The organism is Acidimicrobiales bacterium, assembly GCA_036399815.1.
Taxonomy (GTDB): Bacteria; Actinomycetota; Acidimicrobiia; order Acidimicrobiales; family DASWMK01; genus DASWMK01.
This window is the reverse complement of record DASWMK010000151.1, coordinates 1-21601: the sequence shown is the minus strand read 5'-3', so window position 1 is coordinate 21601 and position 21601 is coordinate 1. Positions and strand designations below refer to the sequence as shown.

The 21601-nt window shown below is 75.8% G+C and carries 21 protein-coding genes and 1 pseudogene; 1 reads left to right on the top strand and 21 read right to left on the bottom strand.

The window, feature by feature from the left end; all coding sequences use genetic code 11:
• From VGB14_10915 to VGB14_10825, 19 genes and pseudogenes are all read right to left on the bottom strand, one after another.
• On the bottom strand, positions 1-483 hold a 483-nt coding region (locus VGB14_10915; GenBank protein ID HEX9993428.1), incomplete at its 3' end, for a hypothetical protein.
• Positions 480-1598 (bottom strand): aminotransferase class I/II-fold pyridoxal phosphate-dependent enzyme, encoded by a 1119-nt coding sequence (locus VGB14_10910; GenBank protein ID HEX9993427.1) that lies wholly within the window; start codon positions 1596-1598, stop codon positions 480-482. The genes VGB14_10915 and VGB14_10910, both read right to left, overlap by 4 nt.
• Positions 1595-2866 carry a GTPase HflX gene (hflX, locus tag VGB14_10905; GenBank protein HEX9993426.1) on the bottom strand — a complete coding sequence of 424 codons (1272 nt, stop codon included), beginning with the start codon at positions 2864-2866 and terminating at the stop codon, positions 1595-1597. Before hflX ends, VGB14_10910 begins: the two co-directional genes overlap by 4 nt.
• Positions 2857-3603, bottom strand: coding sequence for a diaminopimelate epimerase (gene dapF, locus VGB14_10900; protein HEX9993425.1), 747 nt, complete (start codon positions 3601-3603; stop codon positions 2857-2859). The genes hflX and dapF overlap by 10 nt, the downstream gene beginning before the upstream one ends.
• Entirely contained in the window at positions 3594-4499 is a 906-nt protein-coding gene (gene miaA, locus VGB14_10895; GenBank protein ID HEX9993424.1) for a tRNA (adenosine(37)-N6)-dimethylallyltransferase MiaA, read from the bottom strand. The genes dapF and miaA overlap by 10 nt, the downstream gene beginning before the upstream one ends.
• A complete protein-coding gene (locus tag VGB14_10890) occupies positions 4496-5179 on the bottom strand; it encodes a hypothetical protein (protein HEX9993423.1) in 684 nt (227 codons plus the stop codon). Before VGB14_10890 ends, miaA begins: the two co-directional genes overlap by 4 nt.
• Before the next feature lie 446 nt (positions 5180-5625).
• The gene (gene miaB / locus VGB14_10885) at positions 5626-7053 is read right to left on the bottom strand and encodes a tRNA (N6-isopentenyl adenosine(37)-C2)-methylthiotransferase MiaB (protein ID HEX9993422.1); all 1428 of its coding nucleotides are present in this window, start codon (positions 7051-7053) and stop codon (positions 5626-5628) included.
• A gap of 155 nt (positions 7054-7208) precedes the next feature.
• Positions 7209-7466, bottom strand: a pseudogene (locus VGB14_10880) (stage V sporulation protein S).
• 123 nt (positions 7467-7589) lie between these two features.
• Positions 7590-8624: a recombinase RecA gene (gene recA / locus VGB14_10875; GenBank protein HEX9993421.1), complete on the bottom strand. Its 1035-nt coding sequence runs from the start codon at positions 8622-8624 to the stop codon at positions 7590-7592.
• 158 nt (positions 8625-8782) lie between these two features.
• The gene (locus VGB14_10870; GenBank protein HEX9993420.1) at positions 8783-9307 is read right to left on the bottom strand and encodes a 2'-5' RNA ligase family protein; all 525 of its coding nucleotides are present in this window, start codon (positions 9305-9307) and stop codon (positions 8783-8785) included.
• A gap of 311 nt (positions 9308-9618) precedes the next feature.
• Positions 9619-10380 carry a hypothetical protein gene (locus VGB14_10865; GenBank protein ID HEX9993419.1) on the bottom strand — a complete coding sequence of 254 codons (762 nt, stop codon included), beginning with the start codon at positions 10378-10380 and terminating at the stop codon, positions 9619-9621.
• A 40-nt stretch (positions 10381-10420) separates the two neighbouring features.
• Entirely contained in the window at positions 10421-11092 is a 672-nt protein-coding gene (locus VGB14_10860) for a hypothetical protein (protein ID HEX9993418.1), read from the bottom strand.
• 35 nt (positions 11093-11127) lie between these two features.
• Positions 11128-12375: a competence/damage-inducible protein A gene (locus VGB14_10855; protein HEX9993417.1), complete on the bottom strand. Its 1248-nt coding sequence runs from the start codon at positions 12373-12375 to the stop codon at positions 11128-11130.
• A gap of 5 nt (positions 12376-12380) precedes the next feature.
• A complete protein-coding gene (gene pgsA, locus VGB14_10850; protein HEX9993416.1) occupies positions 12381-12920 on the bottom strand; it encodes a CDP-diacylglycerol--glycerol-3-phosphate 3-phosphatidyltransferase in 540 nt (179 codons plus the stop codon).
• 2 nt (positions 12921-12922) lie between these two features.
• Positions 12923-14194 (bottom strand): 30S ribosomal protein S12 methylthiotransferase RimO, encoded by a 1272-nt coding sequence (gene rimO, locus VGB14_10845; protein HEX9993415.1) that lies wholly within the window; start codon positions 14192-14194, stop codon positions 12923-12925.
• Positions 14195-14243: 49 nt separating this feature from the next.
• Positions 14244-15110 (bottom strand): 3-hydroxybutyryl-CoA dehydrogenase, encoded by an 867-nt coding sequence (locus VGB14_10840; protein ID HEX9993414.1) that lies wholly within the window; start codon positions 15108-15110, stop codon positions 14244-14246.
• A 105-nt stretch (positions 15111-15215) separates the two neighbouring features.
• Positions 15216-16193 (bottom strand): asparaginase, encoded by a 978-nt coding sequence (locus tag VGB14_10835; GenBank protein ID HEX9993413.1) that lies wholly within the window; start codon positions 16191-16193, stop codon positions 15216-15218.
• Positions 16190-18517 (bottom strand): DNA translocase FtsK 4TM domain-containing protein, encoded by a 2328-nt coding sequence (locus VGB14_10830; GenBank protein ID HEX9993412.1) that lies wholly within the window; start codon positions 18515-18517, stop codon positions 16190-16192. The genes VGB14_10835 and VGB14_10830 overlap by 4 nt, the downstream gene beginning before the upstream one ends.
• Before the next feature lie 64 nt (positions 18518-18581).
• Positions 18582-18779, bottom strand: a complete 198-nt coding sequence (locus tag VGB14_10825) for a hypothetical protein (protein HEX9993411.1) — start codon at positions 18777-18779, stop codon at positions 18582-18584.
• A 32-nt stretch (positions 18780-18811) separates the two neighbouring features.
• Here VGB14_10825 and VGB14_10820 point away from each other — a divergent pair, with 32 nt between their 5' ends.
• Positions 18812-20197, top strand: coding sequence for a YhjD/YihY/BrkB family envelope integrity protein (locus tag VGB14_10820; protein HEX9993410.1), 1386 nt, complete (start codon positions 18812-18814; stop codon positions 20195-20197).
• Between the two features lie 15 nt (positions 20198-20212).
• Here VGB14_10820 and VGB14_10815 read toward each other — a convergent pair whose 3' ends face one another.
• Both VGB14_10815 and VGB14_10810 read right to left on the bottom strand, forming a co-directional pair.
• Positions 20213-21262 carry a DUF459 domain-containing protein gene (locus VGB14_10815; protein HEX9993409.1) on the bottom strand — a complete coding sequence of 350 codons (1050 nt, stop codon included), beginning with the start codon at positions 21260-21262 and terminating at the stop codon, positions 20213-20215.
• 4 nt (positions 21263-21266) lie between these two features.
• The coding region (locus tag VGB14_10810; GenBank protein HEX9993408.1) for a hypothetical protein at positions 21267-21601 on the bottom strand (335 nt) is incomplete at its 5' end.

Below are 21601 nucleotides of genomic sequence, written 5' to 3'. Positions count from 1 at the left end.
CACCCCGGCGACCAGCCCGCCGGCGATGCCCCGGCCGATGGCGAGGGTGGCCGGCCCGCCCACGTTCGACGGCTCGCCGGCGGTCTGCACGGTCACCGTGTAGTCGCCGTCGGCCGGCACGTCGACGGTGGCGACGGCGACCGCCGACCGGCCCCCGGTCGAGTACGTGAGGTCGCTGTCGTAGGTGCCGATCGGCAGCGCCCCGCCGCCGCCCACCGGCACGATCTGCACGTCCATCGGCGGCACGGGGATGGTGTCGTCGTCGCGCAGGCCGCGGACCTCGTAGAAGAGGGTCTGGCCGCCCTCGTCGAGGGTGACGGTCGCCTCGCCGGGCACCGGGACCCGGTCGAACCCGTCGATCTTGTCGGTGAAGCCGACGACCCCCCGGACGACGGCGACCGCCTCGAGCACGACGCCGAGGACGATGGCGGCGGCGCCGAGCCAGTAGCCGCCGGAGCCGGGGCGGCGGCGCTCGACGCTCACGCCGCCCCGAGTCGCCGGGCCACCAGCTCGAGGCGGTCGTCCTGGGCGACCATCGCCACCCGGACGTGCCCCGTCGACTGCGGGCCGTAGAACTCGCCCGGGCTGACGAGCACGCCGCCCTCCCTGGCCAGGCGCTCCGCGCAGGCCCAGGCGTCGCCGCCGGGCGCCGGGGCGAACAGGTAGAACGACCCGCCCGGCATCGGCGCGTCGATGCCGACGGCGGCCAGCACCTCCCGGAAGCGCACCAGCCGCCGCCGGTAGCGCTCCCGCTGCTCGTCCACGTGGGCGTCGTCGCCGAGGGCCACGACGGCCGCCGCCTGCACCGGCCCGGGCGGCATGAGCCCGGCGTGCTTGCGCACCTCGCCCAGGTAGCGGACGAGGTCGGGGTCGCCGGCGAAGAACCCGGCCCGCACGCCGGCGAGGTTCGACCGCTTCGACAGGGAGTGGACGGCGAGCACGCCGTCGAGACCGTCGGCCAGCGCCGTGCGGGGCGGCCCGTCCCAGGTGAACTCGGCGTAGCACTCGTCCGACAGCACGGGCATCCCCCTGGCCCGGCCCCAGGCCACGACGGCGCCGAGGTCGTCGAGGTTGCCGGCCGGGTTCCCCGGGGTGTTCGCCCACAGGCACAGCGCCCGGTCGGCGTCGGCCGGGTCGACGGCCGCGAGGTCGAGCCGGAAGGCGTCGTCGACCGGGACGGGGACGGCCCGGAGGCCGGCCAGGGTGGCGCCCATCTCGTAGCTCGGGTAGCTGACGGCGGGGTAGAGGACGGTGTCCCGGTCCGGGCGCCGCAGCCGGAGCCAGTGGGGCAGGCCGACGACCAGCTCCTTGGTCCCGACGCACGCTGCGATGGCCTCCCTCGGCACGTCGACCCCGAGGCGGCGGGCCATCCACCCGGCGGCGGCGTCGCGGAAGGCGGGGGTGCCGACGGTCGGCGGGTAGCCCCGCTCGGCGCCCGACGAGGAGAGGGCGGCGACCACGGCCGGCGGCGGCGGGTCCGTCGGCGTGCCGATGGAGAGGTCGACGCAGCCGCCGTCGTGCTCGTCGGCGAGCGCCTTCAGGTCGACGAGGCGGTCGAAGGGGTAGGGCGGCGGGCGGAAGCCGGTGACCGTCGTCAACGGGCCGCGACCACGAACTCGGAGAAGCGGTCGGCGGCGGCTGCGTCCAGGCGGGCCCGCACCCGCATGACGTCGCCCTCGGCCGCCTCGGACACCACCTCGCCCTCCCGGTGGACGGCCGCCAGCACGTCGCCCCGGTCGTAGGGGACGGCCAGCTCGACCACCGAGGCGAGGGCCCTGAGCCGGTCGCCGACGGCGACCACCAGGTCGCGCACACCGTCGCCGGTCGCCGCCGAGAGGGCCACCGACCCGGGGTGGCTCTTGGCCAGGCGGGCCGCCTCCTCGGGGGCGAGGTCGGTCTTGTTGAACGCGAGCAGGGTGGGGACGTCGCCGGCGCCGATCTCGGCCAGCACGGCGTCGACGGCCTCGATGTGGCCCTCCGGGTCGGGCCCGGCGGCGTCGACCACGTGCACGAGCAGGTCGGCGTCGACCACCACCTCGAGGGTCGACTTGAACGCCTCCACCAGCTGGTGGGGCAGCTTGCGGACGAACCCGACGGTGTCGATGACGAGGACCGGCTCGCCGCCGGGCAGCTCGAGGCGCCGGGTGGTGGCGTCGAGGGTGGCGAACAGGCGGTCCTCGACCAGCACCCCGGCATCGGTCAGCCGGTTGAGCAGGGTGGACTTGCCGGCGTTGGTGTAGCCGACGATGGCCACCGACTGGATGCGGCTGCGATGCTGGGCCTTGCGCTGGGTGGCCCGCACCCGCTCGACCTCGCGCAGGTCGGCCTCCAGCTTGTGGATGCGGCGGAGGATGCGCCGGCGGTCGACCTCGAGCTTGGTCTCGCCCCGGCCCATCCGGGTGCCGATGCCGCCGCCCTGCTGGGACAGCGCCGTGCCCCGGCCCCGCAGGCGGGGCAGCCGGTAGCGGAGCATGGCCAGCTCGACCTGGGCCTTGCCGACCTGGCTGTGCGCGTTCTGGCCGAAGATGTCGAGGATGACGGCGGTGCGGTCGATGGCCGTCCGCCCGAGCAGCTTCTCGAGGTTGCGCTGCTGGGCGGGGGTGAGCTCGTCGTCGAACACGACGGTGTCGCAGTCGGTCGCCTCCGACACCTCCTTCAGCTCCTGGGCCTTGCCCCGCCCGATGTAGGTGGCCGGATCGGGCGCCTCCCGCCGCTGCACGAGGCGGGCGACCTCGTCCGCGCCAGCGGTGTCGACGAGCAGCGAGAGCTCGTCGAGCGAGGCGTCGACGTCGTCCTCGGTCGACGGCGGGATGGCGACGCCGACGAGGACGATGCGCTCCCGGATGGAGCGTTCGATCAGGGCCACGGCACCTCCACCGCCGCGACGAAGGTGGCGGGGCCGGTGAGGGTGGCGGTGTCCCCCAGCCCGACCTCGGCGGCGCCGCCCGGCATGCGGACGACGACGCGGTCGCCGACGAGCCCCCAGCGGTGGGCGGCCACGGCGGCGGCGACCGCGCCCGTGCCGCACGCCTCGGTCGGGCCGACGCCGCGCTCCCACACCCGCAGGTCGACGGCGCCGTCGAGGGCGGGGCGGATGACCTCGACGTTGACGTCGGGATGGGCGGGCCCGAGCTCGGCCAGGTCGGCCAGCCCGTCGGGGTCGAGGACGACGAGGTGGGGGTTGCCCACGTCGACCTCGGCCTGCCGGGCGGTGGAGCGGACGACGCGCGCCTCGCCCATGTCGACGGTGGCCTCGATGGTGCGGTCGTCCGGGCCCGGCTTCACCTCGACCCGGCGGAGGCCGGCCATGGTGGCGACCTCGACCACCGGCCCGTCCACCAGGCCGGCGGCCAGCGCCGCCTGCACCAGGCAGCGGATGCCGTTGCCGCTCATCTCCGCGACGCTGCCGTCGGCGTTCCAGAGGGTCATGCCGAGGTCGGCGGTGTCGTCGCCCCGGGTGCCGAGGAGCAGGCCGTCGGCGCCGACGCCGGTGTGGCGGTCGCACAGGGCCCGCGCCAGGTCCGGCCCGGCGCCGGCCGCGCCGGCCGGGTCGAGCAGCACGAGGAAGTCGTTGCCGAGCCCGTGGTGCTTGGTCACGCGCATCTGGCCCAGTCTCCCAGCAGGGCGTCGGCCACGGCGACCGCATTCCCGCCCGGGACCCACCTGATGCGGGGGTCGCGGCGGAACCACACCCGCTGGCGGCGGGCGAAGCGGCGGGTCCGGCGGACGGCGAGGTCGAGCGCGCCGGCCAGGTCGCACTCGCCCCGCACGTGGGCCAGCAGCTCCTTGTAGCCGAGAGCCTGGGCGGCGGTGCGGGACAGGCCGCGGGAGTCGGCGGCCAGGCGGCGCACCTCGTCGACGAAGCCCTGCTCGACCTGGCGGGCGTAGCGGGCCTCGATGCGGCGGGCGACATCGGCCGCGGGCAGGTCCACGCCGAACAGCCGGAACGGGGTCGGCGGGTAGGCGTCGAGGCCGGGCCCGTAGGACGAGAACGGGCGGCCGCTGCCGAGCGTGACCTCGAGGGCCCGGACGACGCGGCGCCGGTTGGTCGGCACCATGCGACCGGCCGCCACCGGGTCGAGGGCGGCCAGCCGGGTGTGGAGGGCGACGGTGTCGGGCTCGGCCTCGAGCTCGGCCCGCACGTCGGGGTAGCGGGCGGGGATGGCGAGGCGGTCGACGACGGCCCGCAGGTACAGGCCGGTGCCGCCGACGAGCAGGGCCCGGTGGCCGCGGGCCTCGATGCCGGCCAGCGCCTCGTCGAAGGCCCTGCGGTAGCGGGCGACGGTGAACTCCTCCCACGGGTCGGCCAGGTCGAGCAGGTGGTGCGGGACCTCGGCCCGCTCAGCCGGGCTCGGCTTGTCGGTGCCGACGTCCATGCCCCGGTACACCTGCATGGAGTCGACGGAGACGAGCTCGACGTCCGGGCACCGCCGCGCCACCTCCAGGGCGGCGGCCGACTTGCCCGACGCGGTGGTGCCGACGATGGCCGCGTGGGTCACCGGGCGCCGGGGCCGGTCGGGCCGGTGGATGCGGCGGGGGCGGCGGGCGGGGCCGCTGCGGCGGGTGCGTCGGTGCTGACGGCGGCCGGGGCGGGGTGTGCGTCCGTGCCGGCGGCGGGCCGCTCGGCCGCGGCGGCGAGGGCTCGGGTGGCGAGGTCGGCGACGGTCGCGGCGACGGCCGACGGGTCGACGACGGTGTGGAGGTGGGCGCCCGCGAGCCGGGCGGTCGGCCAGCCGCGGCGGCGGGCCTCGGCCAGCTCGTCGTCGTAGGTGAACGACAGGTAGGCGCACGGCCCCGTCGGGTCGTCGGGCGGGACGGGGATCGGGTCGTCGAAGTACGAGGTGGGGACGGCGACGAGCTCGTCGACGACGGCGGCCCGGGCCACCGGGTCCGGCACGGCGGCGGCGACGGCGTCGGCGCCGAACCAGTCCGCCCAGGGCGGGAGGAGCCCGTCGACGGCGAGGTCGGTGAGCAGGGCGGCGAAGGCCGGCGGGGCGCCGTCGCGCGGACGGCGACCGTCGGCCGGGAGGAGGGCGTCGACGAAGCAGGTGGCGGCGACCGGCCGCCCGGCGGCGGCGAGGGCGGCGGCGACGACCGGGAGGACGAGCCCCGCACCCGAATGCCCCACGAGCACGAGCGGCCGCCGCTGGTCGGCCGCCACGGTGGACGGGGCCGTCACGTCCGGCGGGGCCGCTCCACGGGCCGGCGCGCCCGGCGGGGCCGCTCCACGGGCCGGCGCGCCCGGCGGGGCCGCTCCACGGGCCGGCGCGCCCTGCGGGGCCGCTCCACGGGCCGGCGCGCCCTGCGGGGCCGCTCCACGGGCCGGCGCGCCCGGCGGGGCCGCTCCACGGGCCGGCGCGCCCGGCGGCCGGTCGGGGGCTCCCGGCCCGGGCGCCGGGAGGGGCCGATGCGGCTCGACGGGGCGATCGCCGAGAGGGCCGGCGACGACGGCTGCGGCGACCTCGGCGGCGGCCGTGCGCCACCACGGGCGGGGGGCGTGCAGCGGCGGGGTCAAACGGGGGAAGGTGGCCCCGTGGCCGGCGGCCCGGAGGGCGTCGGCCACCGGCGTGAGCGTGGCCGGGCCCACGAGGGGGCTGTGGACGAGGACGACGTGGAGGCGGTCGGTCACCCGGCGGCGACGGGGATGCGGGTGCGGTGCCGGGCCTGCGCGGTGACCCGGACGAGGTCGCCCGACAGGTGGTGGGCGCCGGCGCCGGTGATGGCCACCTCGGCGTAGGTGCCGGCCCGCAGCGGCTGGGGCGGCGTGAAGTGCACGAGCTTGTTCTGCCGGGTCCGGCCGGTGAGGACGCCGGGGTCCCTGCGGCTCGGGCCCTCGACGACGACCTCCTCGACCCGCCCGACGCGGGCCCGATGGCGGGCCAGGGCCGAGCGCTCGACGACGGTGCGGAGGCGGTCGAAGCGGTCGGCCGTGACGTCCGGCGGGACGGCCAGCGACGGGTCCTCGGCCAGGCGACCGGCCGCCTCGGTGCCGGGCCTGGGCGAGAAGACGAACGTGTAGGCGCTGTCGTACTCGGCGGCGGCGACGACCTCGAGGGTTCCCTCGAAGTCGTCGTCGGTCTCCCCCGGGAAGCCGACGATCAGGTCGGTGGTGACGGCGAGGTCGGGCACGGCGGCCCGGGCCGCGCCCAGGCGCTCCAGGTAGCGCTCGGCCGTGTAGCCCCGGTGCATGGCGGCGAGCGTGCGGTCCGACCCGGCCTGGAGGGGCAGGTGGAGGTGCTCGCACACGGCCGGGGTCTCGGCCATCGCCGCGATCGTGTCCGGGCGGAGGTCCTTCGGGTGCGGGCTCGTGAACCGCACCCGCCGGATGCCGTCGACCGCGCCGACGGCCCTCAGCAGCTCGGCGAAGAGCGGCCGGGGCCGCACCGCCTCGCCGGCCGCCCGGCGGGCGAGGGTCAGGTCCCGGCCGTAGGAGTTCACGTTCTGGCCGAGGAGGGTGACCTCGGTGACCCCGTCCTCGGCGAGGCCCCGCACCTCGTCGACCAGCTCGTCGAGCGGGCGGCTGATCTCCGGCCCCCGCACCGACGGGACGATGCAGAACGCGCAGCTGTTGTCGCAGCCGATCTGGATCGTGACCCAGGCGGCGTGGGACAGCTCCCGCCGGGCCGGCAGGGCCGACGGGAAGGCGGCGTGGTCGTCGGCGACCGTCGCCTCGAGGATCTCGGTGACCGGGCCGGACTCGGCGGCCTGCCGGAGCAGGTCGGCGGCGCGGTGCACGTTGTGGGTGCCGAACACGACGTCGACGTGCGGCGCCCGCTCACGGACGAGGTCGCGGTCCTTCTGCGCCAGGCAGCCGGCGACGGCGATCTGGAGGTCGGGCCGCTGCTGCTTCAGGGCCTTGAGGTGGCCGAGGTTGCCGTAGAGCTTGTTGTCGGCGTTCTCGCGGATGCAGCACGTGTTCAGCACGACGACGTCGGCGTCGGCGAGCGACGTCGCCGGCACCAGCCCGTCGGCCTCGAGCAGGCCGGCGATGCGTTCGGAGTCGTGCTCGTTCATCTGGCACCCGAACGTGCGCACGACGTAGCTCCTGGGCACCGGCCCAGGTTAGGCGTGGGCGGTCGCCGCCCGACGACGGGGGGTGGTGGGCGACGCCGGCCCGGTCAGGACCAGCCGGCCGCGCTCGGCGAGGCGATGTCCCGGTCGCCGAGGTCGACGAACATGGTGGGGTCGGGGGCTGTGCTCTCGCGGCGCCGGTCCTCGATGTGCAGGCGGATCGCCGTGCGGCGCTCGCCGTCGATGAGGATGTCGGCGAACGTCGGCACGCAGACCAGGTCGACCCCGCTCGGGGCGACGTAGCCCCTGGCGATGGCGACGGCCTTGACGGCCTGGTTGAGCGCTCCGGCGCCCACGACCTGGACCTCGACCGCTCCGCTCTGGCGGATGACCCCCGCCATGGCGCCAGCGACGGAGTTCGGGTTGGATCGGCTCGAAACCTTCAGTGTCTCCATGGCTCTCCCCCGCCCGTCGGCGTGCGCCTGAGCAAGTTCGACGCCGGAGCGGCGGCCTCCTCCCCGGGTGGCCGTCCTCCGGGGTGGCAGGTGTCACCCCGGAGGACGGCGCCGGCGCGACCGTCAGTCCTCGAGCGTGATCGGCACCTCGTTGGGGTCGACCCCGTCCGGCGACGCGGCGATGCCGACCTTGGTGAGGATGCGCTCGGAGATCTCGACCATCACCTCGGGGTTCTCGCCGAGGAACTGCTTCGCGTTCTCACGCCCCTGGCCGAGCTGCTCGCCCTCGTAGGTGTACCAGGCACCGGACTTCTTGATGATGCCGACGTCCACCCCCACGTCGAGCAGCGAGCCCTCCCGGCTGATCCCCCGCCCGTACATGATGTCGAACTCGCACTGCCGGAACGGCGGGCTGACCTTGTTCTTCACCACCTTCACGCGGGTGCGGTTGCCGGTGACCTCGACGCCGTCCTTGATCGACTCGATGCGGCGGATGTCCAGCCGGACCGACGAGTAGAACTTCAGCGCCCGGCCGCCCGGCGTGGTCTCCGGCGAGCCGAACATCACGCCGATCTTCTCCCGCAGCTGGTTGATGAAGACGCAGATCGTGCGGGACTTGTTGAGGTTGGCGGTCAGCTTGCGCAGCGCCTGGGACATGAGACGGGCCTGGAGGCCGACGTGGCTGTCCCCCATCTCGCCCTCGATCTCGGCCCTCGGCGTGAGGGCGGCGACCGAGTCGATCACGACGACGTCGAGCGCCCCCGAGCGGATCAGCATGTCGGCGATCTCGAGGGCCTGCTCGCCCGTGTCCGGCTGGGAGATGAGGAGCTCGTCGATGTCGACGCCGATGGCGGCCGCGTAGGCCGGGTCCATGGCGTGCTCCGCGTCGATGTAGGCGCAGATGCCGCCGTTGCGCTGGGCCTCGGCGACGACGTGGAGCGCGAGCGTCGACTTCCCCGACGACTCCGGGCCGTAGATCTCGACGACCCGGCCGCGCGGCAGGCCGCCGATGCCGAGCGCGAGGTCGAGGGCGAGCGCGCCCGTGGAGACGGCCTCCACCTGCATGGTGCCCTTCTCACCCATCCGCATGACGGAGCCCTTGCCGAACTGCCGCTCGATCTGGCTGAGCGCCATCTCGAGTGCCTTGTCTCGTTCCACCGCTGGTGTCCTTTCCGAGGAGGCGGTCGTAGGGGTGGCGGCCCGTCGAGGGCTGCGATCGCTTGCCACCAAGGTACGGAGGGGGTGTGACAGGAACCCGGTGGCGGACGGGGGGTCAGGGAAGAACGACAGGAGTGTAGTTCCGAACGGGCGTTCGCTCAAGGACCCGGCGGCCGGCCGCCGAGCGGCGCCGTCGCCACGACCTCGTAGCGGGCGCCGGCCGGGTGCAGGTGGCTGCGCACGACCTCGGCGGAGGTGACCGTCCACGACCCGGCCACCGGCGCCCCGGCGAGGGGGCGGGCCGGCGTGCCGCCCCGGCGCACCCTCGCGAGCGTGAGGTGGCCGCGGAAGCGCCGCTCCTCGGGCGGGCGGCCGAGCGGCGCCGTCGCGGCCACGACGGCCGCCGCCACCTCGTCGAGCCCGGCGACCGGCACGCAGACGACGCCGGGGCCGAGGGCGGTCACCGCCGGGCCGAGGACGGCCTCCACGGGCGCGAGCGGTGCGACCGCCTCGGCGACGGCCGCCGCCACCGGGCCGGGGTCGTCCACCTCGCCGAGGAAGCGGAGGGTGACGTGCCACTGGTCCCTCGTCGTCCACCGCACGCCGGGCCGTTCGGGCCGGGGCAGCGCGGCGACCGCGTCGAGCACCTCGGCCGGCGGGTGGACGGCGACGAACAGGCGCATGGCGGGCCCAGCATGGCGCCGGCCGGTCGGGCGGCGAGGGACCGGTTGCCGCGGCGCCGGCACGGCCGGCCCGTCGCGGCGGAGGCAGCCCGGTTCGGCAGGGCGACCGGAGCGGCGGCCCGGCGGGGGCGGGCGCAGCCCGCATCGGCAGGGCGACCGGCGGGGGCGGGCGGGCGGCAGCCCGCGTCGGCGCAACAGCGGCCCGGGCGCGGCGGGAGGCGGCGACCCGCGTCGGCGCAACAGCGGCCCGGGCGCGGCGGTGGGCGGGCCTGGTCGGCCCGCCCACCGGCGTCACGGATGATCGGGCGGGGTCAGCCGCCGCCGTAGAGCGTGGTGCAGAGGCCCATGGGCTCGTTGCGGCCGCCGCAGGTGTCGCCGTACTCCTCGTACGCGCTGTCGATCGGCGACTGGAAGTACAGGTCGTCGCAGGCCTGCATGTCGCCCTCGAAGCACTGGTCGGCGAGCGCGTCGAGCGCCGGGTCGTCGCCGAGGTCGCCGGGCGGCTCGCCGGGCGGGAGGGCCTGGCCGCCGCCCCCGGTCGTCGTCGTCGTCTCCTCGGCCTCGGTCGTGGTCGTCTCCTCGGCCGTGGTGGAGGTGGTCTCCTCCTCGGTCGTCGACGTCGTGACCTCGAGCGTGGTCGAGGTGGACGTGCCGCCGGCGAGGGTGGTGGAGGCGCCCTCGTCGATCTCGACGCCGCACTCCTCGGACAGGTAGCGCTCGACGTTCTGGTTGGCCTCCTCGAGCCGCTGCGCGTTCTCGGGGTCGAAGAACGGGGCGGCGGCCGCGAAGATGTCGGCCGGGTCGTCGCCGCCGCTCTCCTGGAGGGCGTCGGTCACCTGCCGGTAGATGTCCGCGAGGTACGTCATGTCGTCGTCGATCTCGGGCGGCGCGGAGTCGGCCAGGCGGTCGAACTGGTCGGCGACCTGCTCGATGGCCTCGGGCGACTCGGGCAGCTCGGGGCCGCTCTCGGCGAGGGCCTGGGCCTGGTCGCAGAAGTCGCCGGCCGCGACGGAGGCCTCGTCCTTGATCCCGCAGGCCCCGAGGGCGAGCACGGCGGCCGCGGCCAGCGCCACGACGCCGGGCCAGCGGCCTCGGCCCCGGCCCCGGCCCCGGTCAGCTCCCGGCACCGTGGGTGGCCCGGCAGGAGCCGCCGGCGTCGACGGTGCGGCCGCCGCAGGCGGCGCCGTAGGACTCGTAGTCAGAGCCGCTCGGGCTCCCGATGTAGAGCTGGTCACAGGCGTCCATGTCTCCTTCGAAGCAGTGCTGGGCGAGGTCGTCGAGCGCTGGGTCGTTCCCGAGGTCGCCCGGCGGCTCGCCCGGCGGCAGGTCCTCGGCCGTCGTCTGGCCGGCGTACCGCGTCACGCAGCCGCCGAACGTCTCCACGTTGCGGGTGCCGCACGTCGACCCGTACCGCTCGTAGCCCGACCCCAGCGGGGACTCGAAGTACAGGTCGTCGCAGGCGTCGAGGTCGCCGTCGAAGCACCGGTCGGCGGCCTCGTCGAGGGCGGCGTCGTCGCCGAGGTCGCCCGGCGCCACCCCGGGCGGCAGGTCGGAGGCGGCGGCGCCGTCGCCGGTCGTACCCGTGGCGGAGGCGTCGTCGCCCGTCGTGGCGGGGCCGGCTGCGGTGGTCGACGCCGACGACGGCGCCGGCCCGGCCGTGGTCGTGGAGGCGAACGAGACCTCGATGTCGCCCAGGAGCGGCTCGAGCAGCTGCTCGTCGCTCTTCACGCCGCAGGCACCGGCCAGGAGCACGAGCGCGGCGGCGATGAGGGCCAATCGGGCCACGACTCCTCCTCCCGGTCGGTCCGGCAGCGTACCGCCTACCCCCCTGGCCGCCGCAGCAGGCGACGGCGCAGCACGTCGAGGGCGGAGATCGTGGCGTACTGGCGGACCCTCGGCCGGTCGCCGGGGAGGCGCAGGCGGGTCGACTGCGGCGGGTCGCCGTCGAGGGCGAGGCCGACGAAGACCGTCCCCACCGGCTGGCCGTCCTGCTCGTCGGGCCCGGCGACGCCGGTGACGGCGAGGCCGACGTCGGCGCCGAGCACCCGCCGGGCGGCCTCGGCCATGGCCTCGGCGGCCGCCGCACTGACCACCGGCCCCTCCGGCAGGCCGAGCAGGTCGAACTTCACCTCGCTGGCGTAGGACACGACCCCGCCCCTGAACCACCGGCTGGCGCCGGGCACGTCGGTCACCCGGGACCCGATCAGGCCACCGGTGACCGACTCCGCCAGCCCGAGGGTGAGCCCCCGGTCGACGAGCAGCCCGCCGACGACGGACTCCATCGTCTCCTCGTCCACCCCGAACACGAGGTCGCCGAGCAGGGCCCGCAGCTCCTCCTCCTCGGCGGCCACCAGCGCCCCGGCCGCCGCCTCGTCGCCGCCCTTGGCCGTGATGCGGACCTTGATGCCCTCGATCCCGCTGGCGAGGAAGGCGAGCGTCGGGTTGCCGGTGGCGTCGAGGGCGGCGATGCGGCCGGCCAGCCGCTCGGCCAGGCCCGACTCGCTCTCGCCCCAGGTCCGCAGGGTCCGGCTGACGATGGCCGACCGGGCGCCGGACCGGCGCTGCAGGTCCGGGACCACGGCTCGCTCGGCCATGTCGTACAGCTCGAAGGGCACGCCCGGCACGGCGTAGAGGACCTTGTCGCCGACCGGGCAGATGAGCCCGGGCGCCGTCCCCCTCGTCTGCTCGATGACCGTGGCGCCGGCGGGCACATCGGCCTGGCGCAGGTTGCTCTCGGGCATGGCCCGCCCCCTGGCCGCGAACATCGCCCGGATGCGGTCGGCGACGGCCTCGTCCCGCACCAGCGGCACGCCCATCACCTCGGCGATCGCCTCCCTGGTGATGTCGTCCTGGGTCGGCCCGAGCCCGCCGCAGACGACCACCGCGTCGCTGCGGTCGAGGGCGAGGCGCAGCACCGAGACGATGCGGCCGAGGTTGTCGCCGACCTTGGTCTGGAAGTGGGAGTCGATGCCGGCGAGGGCCAGCCGCTCCCCCAGCCACGACGAGTTGGTGTCGACGATCTGGCCCAGCAGCAGCTCGGTGCCGACGGCGACGACCTCGCAGCGCACCGCCCCTACTGGTCCCTGCTGTCGAGCAGGTACTGCGCGCCGGTCACGAGGGTGAGCACGACGGCGACCCACAGCAGCCCGTCGGCCACCCAGGTGACGTCCTCGGCCGGGGGCAGCAGGGCCACGCCGACGGCCAGCGACTGGACGACGGTCTTCACCTTCGCCCACCACCGGGCCGGGACCGACACGCCCTGGCGGCCCACCCTGGCCCGGTAGACGCTGATGGCGACCTCGCGGGCGACGATCAGGGCGACGGGCGCCCACCAGAAGCGGCCGACGGCGACGAGCGCCAGCAGGGCGCCGACGACCAGGACCTTGTCGGCCAGCGGGTCGAGGAAGGCCCCCGACCGGGTCGTGCCCTGGCGGCGGGCCAGGTAGCCGTCCACCCCGTCGGTGGCCGACAGCGCGATCCAGAGGACGAGGGCCGGCCAGGACTCGGTCGGCCCGAGGATGAGCAGCAGCAGGAACGGGGCGATGACCAGGCGGGCGATGGTGACGGCGTTCGCCGGGGTGGCCAGGGCCGACGGCCCGAACGACGTCGCCACGGTCAGGCGGCCTCGAGGTCGGGGCCGGCGGCCGCGGTGACGGTCACGTCGGCGAAGCTTCCCACGGGGAGGGCGGTCGAGACGGCGACGATGCCGTCGATCTCGGGCGCCTCCCGGTGCGTCCGGCCCACGCCGGGCGCGTCGACGAGGACCCGGACCCGACGGCCGACCAGCGCGTCCCGGCGGGCGGCGGTGATGGCGTCCTGGCGCTCCCGCAGCTCGGCCAGCCGCTCGGCGACGAGGCCGGCGGGCACGGCGCCGTCGAGCCCGGCCGCGTACGTGCCCTCCTCGAGCGAGAAGGCGAAGAACCCGCACCAGTCGAGCTGGGCCTCGTCCACGAAGGCCAGCAGCCGGTCGTGGTCGGCCTCGGTCTCGCCCGGGTAGCCGACGATGAAGTTCGACCGGAAGGCGGCGTCGGGCTCCCGGTGGCGGATGTCGGCGATGCGGTCGAGGAAGCGGGCACCGTCGCCCCAGCGCCGCATCCGCCGCAGCAGCGGCGCGGACACGTGCTGGAGGGACAGGTCGAAGTAGGGCACCCCGGTCTCGCACACGGCGTCGATCAGACCGTCGGTGAGGTCGGAGGGGTACAGGTAGAGCAGCCGGACCCGGGGGACGACGGCGGCGGCCCGGCGGACGAGGGGGACGATGGCCCGCTCGCCCCTCCCCTGGTCCCTTCCGTAGGCGGCCAGGTCCTGGGCGACGAGGACGACCTCGCGCACGCCGGCGGCGGCGAGGCCCTCGACCTCGGCCAGCACGCCGTCGACCGGACGGGACCGCTGCTTGCCCCGGAACGACGGGATGGCGCAGAACCCGCAGGCCCGGTCGCACCCCTCGGCCACCTTCACGTACGCCCACGGGGCGGCCGGCGCCGGGCGGGGCAGGTTGAGCAGGTCGAGGGCGGGGACGGCCGTCTCGCCGGCCGCGGGCTCGCCGGCCCGGCGGGTGCGGCCCAGGGCGACGGGCACGCCGAAGCCGGCGACCCGGTCGACCTCGGGCAGGGCCTCGGCCAGCTCGTCGCCGTAGCGCTCGGCCAGGCAGCCGGTGACGACGAGGCGGGCGCCCGGGCGCCGCTCGCCGGCGAGGGCGAGGATCGTGTCGACCGACTCCTGGCGGGCCTCCTCCACGAACGCGCACGTGTTGACCACGACGAGGTCGGCCTCGGCCGGGTCGTCCGCCGGGCGGTAGCCGTCCGCCACCAGGGTGCCGGCCAGCTTCTCGGAGTCGACCTGGTTCTTCGGGCACCCCAGCGTCTCGAGCCAGTAGCGCCGGGTCACGGCCCGCCAGGCTACCGGCGGCGAGGCGGCGGTCCCGGCGCCGCCGGCGCTACGCGGGCTTGCGGTAGTCGTAGAAGCCGCGGCCGGCCTTGCGGCCGAGGAGGCCGGCGTCGACCATCCTCGCCAGCAGGGGCGGCGGGGCGTAGAGCTGCTCCTTGAACTCCTCGTAGAGCGACTCGGCGACGGCCATCGTCGTGTCCAGCCCGATGAGGTCGGTGAGCGCCAGCGGGCCCATCGGGTGGGCGCAGCCCTCGACCATCCCGGCGTCGATGTCCTCCCTGGTGGCGAAGCCGGACTCCAGCATCCGGATGGCCGACAGCAGGTACGGGATCAGCAGGGCGTTGACGATGAACCCGGCCCGGTCCTGGCTGCGGATGACGTGCTTGCCGAGCACGCCCTCGGCGAACTTCTCGGCGGTGTCGACGGTCTCGTCGCTCGTCAGCAGCGAGGTCACCAGCTCCACCAGCTTCAGCACCGGCACCGGGTTGAAGAAGTGGATGCCGACGACGGCCTCGGGCCGCTTGGTCGCCATGGCGAGCTTCATGATCGGGATGGACGACGTGTTGCTGGCGAGGACGGCGCCCCGCTCCTCGACGACGGCGTCGAGCCGGGAGAACACGGCGACCTTCTCCGCCTCCCGCTCGATGACCGCCTCGACCACGAGCTGGCGGTCGGCCAGGTCGTCGTAGGAGGTGCTGAAGCGGAGCTGGTCGAAGGCCCGGTCCCGCTCCTCGTCGCTCATCTTGCCGGCGCCGACGGCCCGCCCGATCGACCGCTCGATCCTCGACCGGCCGGCGGCGACGGCGCCGTCGTCGACCTCGACGACGACCGTGTCCAGCCCGGCCCGCGCGCACACCTCGGCGATGCCCGACCCCATGAGGCCGCAGCCGACCACCCCGACCCGTTCCAGCTCCATGCCCCGAACCTACCCGTGGGCCTGGCCGGGGCGGGCCAGGGGCGACGTCGGGCCTCCCGCCGCATGCCCTCGAACCTCCCGCCCGGCGCCGGTCCAGAGCGCGGGTCACCTGCCGGCGTCGGCGAACCAGGTGCGGAGCTCGTCGGTCGACGACGTCGCGGCGAGGCCGACCATCAGGGCCATCCTGGCCTTCCCCGCGCTCAGGGTGCCGGCCGGGATGGCGCCGAGGTCGACGAGGGTGGCGGCCCCGCCGTCGCCGCCGTAGGTGGGCACGACGCCGCCGGTGAGGCAGCGGGTGGCGATCACGACCGCGACCCCGCGGGCGAGCAGGGCCTCGACGGCCGGGCGGTGGGCGGCGGTCAGGTTCCCCGACCCGTGGCCCTGGAGGACGATCCCCTTCGCGCCCCGGTCGGCCAGCCAGCCGAGGACGGCCGGGTCCTGGCCCGGGTACACGGCCACCAGCTCCACGCGGGTCTCGACCCCGGCGCCGCGGCGGGGCCGGGGCGGCGGCGGGACGTCGACGGCGAGGCGGCCGTCGGTCACCCGGCCGACCGGGCCGCGGCCGGGTGAGGCGAAGGCGGCGACGTTCACGCTCTCGACCTTCGTCACCCACCTGGCCGCGTGGACCTCGTCGTTCACGCACAGCACGGCGCCGAGGCCCCGGGACGACGGGTCGGCGGCGAGGCGCACGGACTGGAGGAGGTTGCGGGGCCCGTCGGGCGACGCCTCGGCGGCGTTGCGCATGGCGGCGGTCAGCACGAGGCCGCCCCGGTCGGTGGCGTCGCCGGCGAGGAGGTCGCAGAGGTAGGCCGTCTCCTCCACCGTGTCGGTGCCGTGGGTGACGACCACGCCGTCCACCCCGCCCTCGAGCGCCGCCCTGGCCCGCTCGGCGAGGGCGGCGGCCCCGGCCGGCGGCAGGTCCGAGCTCGAGCCGCGGTGGACGTCGACGACCTCGAGGTCGGCGCCGGCCAGCTCAGGGGCCTGGGCGACGACGTCCGCGCCCGACATCACGAACTCGACGGCCCCTCCGGGCCGGCGGCGGCTGGAGATCGTCCCTCCCGCCGCCAGGACGAGGACGGTCATCGCTCGCGGGCGCGGGCCTGGAGCTCCTCCAGCTCGTCCACCGTCATGAGCACCGCCCTCGCCTTCGACCCCTCGGACGGGCCGACCACCCCCCGCTGCTCGAGCAGGTCCATGAGCCGGCCGGCCCGGGCGAACCCGACCCGCAGCTTGCGCTGGAGCATCGACGTCGACCCCAGCTGGGACCGCACCACGAGGTCCATGGCCGCCAACACGAGGGCCTCGTCGTCCTCGTCGCCCGACGCCCCGCCGAGCCCGATCCCCGGCCCGGCCTCCTCGCCCTCGACGCCCTCCACGTAGGCGACCTCGGGCGACTGCCGGCGCCAGTGGGCGACGACCCGCCGCACCTCGTCCTCGGTCACCCAGGCGCCCTGGACCCGGCGCGGGGTGCTCGACGCCGGCCCGAGCAGGAGCATGTCGCCCTTGCCGACCAGGCGCTCGGCCCCGCCCCGGTCGAGGATCACCCGGCTGTCGGCCAGGCTCGATACCGCGAACGCCAGCCGGGCCGGGATGTTGGCCTTGATCACGCCGGTGATCACGTTGACCGACGGCCGCTGGGTGGCGACGACGAGGTGGATGCCGACGGCCCTCGCCATCTGGGCGATGCGGCAGATCGACTCCTCGACGTCGCGGGCGGCCACCATCATCAGGTCGTTCAGCTCGTCCACGACGACGAGGACGAACGGCAGCCGCGAGTAGGTGACGTCGCTGCCCGGCTCCGGGCGGAGGTCGCCCCGGTCGAAGGCGGCGTTGTAGCCGGTGATGTCGCGCACGCCGACCTCGGACAGCAGGTCGTAGCGCCGCTCCATCTCCCGCACGGCCCAGGACAGGGCGTTGGCGGCCTTCTTCGGGTTGGTGACCACCGAGGTCAGCAGGTGGGGCAGGCGGTCGTACTGGTTGAGCTCGACCCGCTTGGGGTCGACGAGGATCATCCGCACCTGCTCGGGCGTCGAGCGCATGAGGATCGACGTGATCAGCGAGTTGATGCAGGACGACTTGCCGGCGCCGGTGGCCCCCGCGATCAGCAGGTGCGGCATGGTGGCCAGGTTGGCCAGCACGGCCCGGCCGGAGATGTCCCGGCCGATCGCGACCTCGAGGGGGTGGGTGGCCCGGCGGGCCTCCTCGCTCGACAGGATGTCGCCGACGGTGACGATCTGGCGGCGGACGTTCGGCACCTCGACGCCGATGGCCTGGCGGCCGGGGATGGGGGCCAGGATGCGGACGTCGGGCGACGCCATCGCGTAGGCGATGTCCTTGTGGAGGCTGGTGACCCTGGCCACCTTCACGCCGGGGCCGAGCTCGAGCTCGTAGCGGGTGACGGTCGGCCCGACGAGCATGCCGACGAGGCGGGTGGCGACGCCGTGCTCGGCGAGCGCCGCTTCGAGCGCCCGGCCCGTCTCCTCCACCTGGCGGCGGTCGACCTCCTGGGCGCCGGCCCTGGCCAGCAGCGTGAGCGGCGGCAGCTTCCAGGCGCCCCTGGCCGCGCCCGGCCCGAGGTCGATCTCCAGCTGGTCGCCCTCGACCGGCTCGGCCGGCTCGGGCGGCGCCGGCGCGGCCGCGGCCAGCTCGGCCGCCGGCTCGGCCGTCGGCTCGGGCCCGTCGTCGTCGGGCGCCGGCTCGTCCGCCTCGTCGGGGCCCTCGAAGGAAGGGGGCTCGGGCGACGGCGCCGGCCCGTCGTGGCCCATCGTGAACAGGCCCCGCCAGGCCCGGCCGACGGCGGCCGACAGGGGGCGGACGCCCTCGGCGGTGCGCCGGGCGGCGACCCGGACCGGCACCCGGGTGAGCACGACCAGCCCGAGCACGGCCGCGGTCAGGAGGACCAGCGCCGCCCCCCACGTGGCCACGACCCCCCGGAGGGGCTCGGCCACGAGGGCGCCGAGGAGGCCGCCCGCGCCCCGCAGGTCGTCGACCGGGCCGCCCCACCCCGTGGGGCCGGCGGCGAGGTGGGCGAGGCCGAGGGCGGCGAGGCCGACGAGCACCGACCCGACCGCGGCCCTCGCCCGGTTGCCGCCGTCCTCGGGCCCGTCCTTGACCAGCGCCACCCCGCCGGCCACGAGGGCGGGCGGGACGAGGAAGCGGCCGAGGCCGGCGAGCGCGCCGGCGGCCGTGTCGAGGGCCCGGCCGAACGGCCCGGCGAGGTCGGCGTAGACGCCGAGCCCGGCCACGAGGCCGACGAGGACGAGGGTCAGGCCGGCGAGGTCGGCGCCGTGGCCGTCGAGCGCGTCCGCGACGGCGCCCGCCATGCGCCGGCCGGCCGGCGGCCGGGCGGCCCGGGCGGACGCCCCCGACGGGGGCCGCCGCCCACCCTTGGTCCGTGCCGTGGCCACCGTGGCAACGTACCAGTGGGCCCCGCGCCGACCGCGGGACGGTCGGCCGCCCGCCCCGGGGGGGTCAGTCGTCGGCCGGCTCGACCACGTCCTCTGACCGGCGGTGCTCGACCACCTGGTTGCCGTGGGCCACGTCCCGCTCCAGCACCCGCTCGTCGGACTCGGCGAGGATGGCCTCGGCCTGGCCCTCGGGGTCCTCGCTGCCGACCGCGTCCTCCTCCGGCAGCAGGTTGGACCGGCCCGCGATCCGTTCGTCGCTCATGAGGGCGACGGTAGCGGGGAAGGGTTGGCCCCATGAGCCTGCTCATCCGCTCGGTCGACGTCCGCCGACCGGCGGCCGACGTGTGGGCCGCCTGGTCGGACCTCGAGCGCCTCCCGAACGTGTTCCGCTCCATCGTCGACGCCAAGCGGGTCGACGACCGGCACTTCGCCATGGCGGCGAGGATCGCCGGGGAGTCCAGGTCGTGGACGGCCGCCATCACCGAGATGGTCGAGGGCGACCGCATCGCCTGGCGCTCGATCGACGGCCCCCACCACGCCGGGGTCGTCAGCTTCCACGCCGTCGACGAGGGGACCACCCGGGTGGTCGTCCAGCTCGACTGGGAGCCCGAGGGGACCTTCGAGCTGGTCGGCGACCGCCTGGGGATCGTGCGCCGGAGCCTCGACGCCGACCTCCGCCGCTTCAAGGAGGAGCTGGAGATGGGAGCACCGACGACGGGGGGCGGCGACGGCCGCCTCGCGCAGGCCGACCGGGGCCGGGCCGCCGAGACCCCCGCGCAGATCCCGAAGCGGGGCTGGGTGGACGTCGCCAAGCGCACGTTCCAGCAGATGAAGGAGGACAACCTCTCGATCCTCGCCGCCGGGGTGGCGTTCTACATCTTCCTCGCCATCGTCCCCGGCCTCGTCGCCGTCGTGTCGATCTACGGCCTCATCCGCGACCCGGGCGACGTGCAGAACCTCGTCCAGAACATGACCGGGCTGCCGAGCGACGTCCGCACCCTCCTCGAGAACCAGCTCACCAACATCACGAAGTCGGCCGAGAGCGGGCTCGGCATCGCCCTCGTGGTGTCGGTCGCCGCCGCGCTCTGGTCGGCCTCGAAGGGCATGAAGGCCATGATCCAGGCGGTCAACGTCGCCTTCGACGAGGGCGAGACCCGCAAGTTCGTGAAGCTCCGGGGCCTCGCCATCCTCCTCACCCTCGGCTTCGTCGCCTTCATCGTCGTCGCCGGGATGCTCATCGTGGTCCTGCCCCAGCTGTTCGACGACTCGCCGCTGGCCGTCCGCCTGGTCGTCGGCGCCCTCCGCTGGATCGGGCTCTTCGTCGGCATGCTGGTCGCGCTGGCCGTGCTCTACAAGGTGGCGCCCGACCGGGACGACCCGAAGTGGCAGTGGACGACGCCGGGCGCCCTCCTCGCCACCGTCCTGTGGGTGATCGGGTCGATCCTGTTCTCGATCTACGCCGACCGCTTCGGCAGCTTCAACGAGACCTACGGCGCCCTCGGCGCCATCGTCGTGCTGCTGCTGTGGCTGAACCTCACCGCCTACATCGTGCTGTTCGGCGCCGAGGTGAACGCCGAGACCGAGAAGCAGACGGCGAAGGACTCGACGGTCGGCCGCCAGCGCCCGCTCGGCACCCGCCAGGCCACCGCCGCCGACGAGGTCGGCCCGGCCATGAGCTGAGGCCGCGGCCGGCCGTCAGCCGGTGTCGCCGGGGAGCAGGTGGTACTCGTCGGCGACGGTGGCGAGCAGCAGCGGGGCGACGAGGGACCAGCCGTCGATGGTCACGTGCACCCCGTCGCGCTCGCGGGCCCGCAGGGTGCCGCCGTCGGGGTCGGGGCGGAACTCCTCGAAGGCGCCGGTCGGGGTCAGCGCGGGGACGATGTCGAAGAAGCGGACGTCGTCGCGCTTGCCGGCCTCGGTCCGCGCGATCTCGTTGAAGATCGTGAACGCCTGGTTCAGCTCGTCCCGGGTCGTGTACGGGAGCCCCACCCAGATCACCGTCCGCCCGCCCTGGGCGGCCTGGTCCATGGTGAGCGCGACCCGGTAGCGGTACTCGGCCTGCCACTCCGGCGAGCCGAACGACAGGTACCGGCCGTCGGCCTGCATGTCCTGGGCGTCGTTGCCGCCGAACAGCAGGATGACGACGTCGGGGTCCTCCTGCTGGACCTCGCCGGCGACGGTGGCCGGCCAGTCGAGCACGTCGGGGCGGGCCAGGCCGGTGCCGACCTCGTAGCGGACCCGGAGGTCGTAGCGGGGGTCGCCGCTCACCATCCGGCCGATGGCCGTGGCCAGGTTGCCCATGAGCGAGTCGCCCGCCATCCAGACCCGCAGCGGCTGCTCGGCGGTCGGGCGGCGGCGGGGCGGGTCGGTGGTCGTGGTCGTCGTCGGCGGGGGCACCGTCGTCCCCGGCCGGCCCTCCCCGGGCGGGGCGGCCGTCGTCGGGGCCGCCTCGGTCGCGGTGGTGGTCGGCGCCAGGGTGACCGGGGTGGCCAGCTCGGGCCGGTCCTCGTCGGTGGCGTCGGCCAGCCACCGGGCCGGGCGGTTGAGCCGGGTGGCGTCGGCCACCCGCTGGAGCGGGCGGGTGACGGCCAGGGCGACGTCGCGGGTGGTGCCGAACGGCTGGCGCTCGGCCACGGCCACGAGCCCGTCGGCGTCGACGACGGCGGCCAGCAGCAGCGCCACCACCATGGTGGCGATGGCCTGGCCGGCGGGGACGCGGCGGCGGTCGTCGCGGGGCGGGGTCACGTCGTCAGAACTGGAAGTAGATGAACGGGGCGACGCCGGCCGGCCCGAGCACGTCGAGCAGCACGACGACGCTGGCGAGGGCGGCGGCCTGGGCCAGCATCGGCCAGCGGGACACGGCGGCCTGGGCGGCCGCCACCCGCTCGGCGCTCACGTACTGCGACGCCAGCATGCCGGCCACGACGAGGACGACCACGGCGTTGACGGCCGTCACCGCGGACGTGCCGGGGGCGACGATGCGGCCGAGCACCTCGAGGGCGGTGCCGAGCGAGCCGGCCCGGAACAGCACCCAGCCGAGGCAGACGACGTGGAAGGTGACGACCCGCCTGGCCCACGTGGCCA

Excerpts from the sequence above, each read along its gene's own strand:
- dapF (HEX9993425.1), bottom strand. The coding sequence starts at position 3,603 with ATGCGCGTGACCAAGCACCACGGGCTCGGCAACGACTTCCTCGTGCTG.
- VGB14_10870 (HEX9993420.1), bottom strand. The coding sequence starts at position 9,307 with ATGCGCCTGTTCGTCGCCGTCCACCCGCCGGCCGAGGTGCTCGACGCG.
- VGB14_10840 (HEX9993414.1), bottom strand. The coding sequence starts at position 15,110 with ATGGAGCTGGAACGGGTCGGGGTGGTCGGCTGCGGCCTCATGGGGTCG.
- VGB14_10835 (HEX9993413.1), bottom strand. The coding sequence starts at position 16,193 with ATGACCGTCCTCGTCCTGGCGGCGGGAGGGACGATCTCCAGCCGCCGC.
- VGB14_10825 (HEX9993411.1), bottom strand. The coding sequence starts at position 18,779 with ATGAGCGACGAACGGATCGCGGGCCGGTCCAACCTGCTGCCGGAGGAG.
- VGB14_10820 (HEX9993410.1), top strand. The coding sequence starts at position 18,812 with ATGAGCCTGCTCATCCGCTCGGTCGACGTCCGCCGACCGGCGGCCGAC.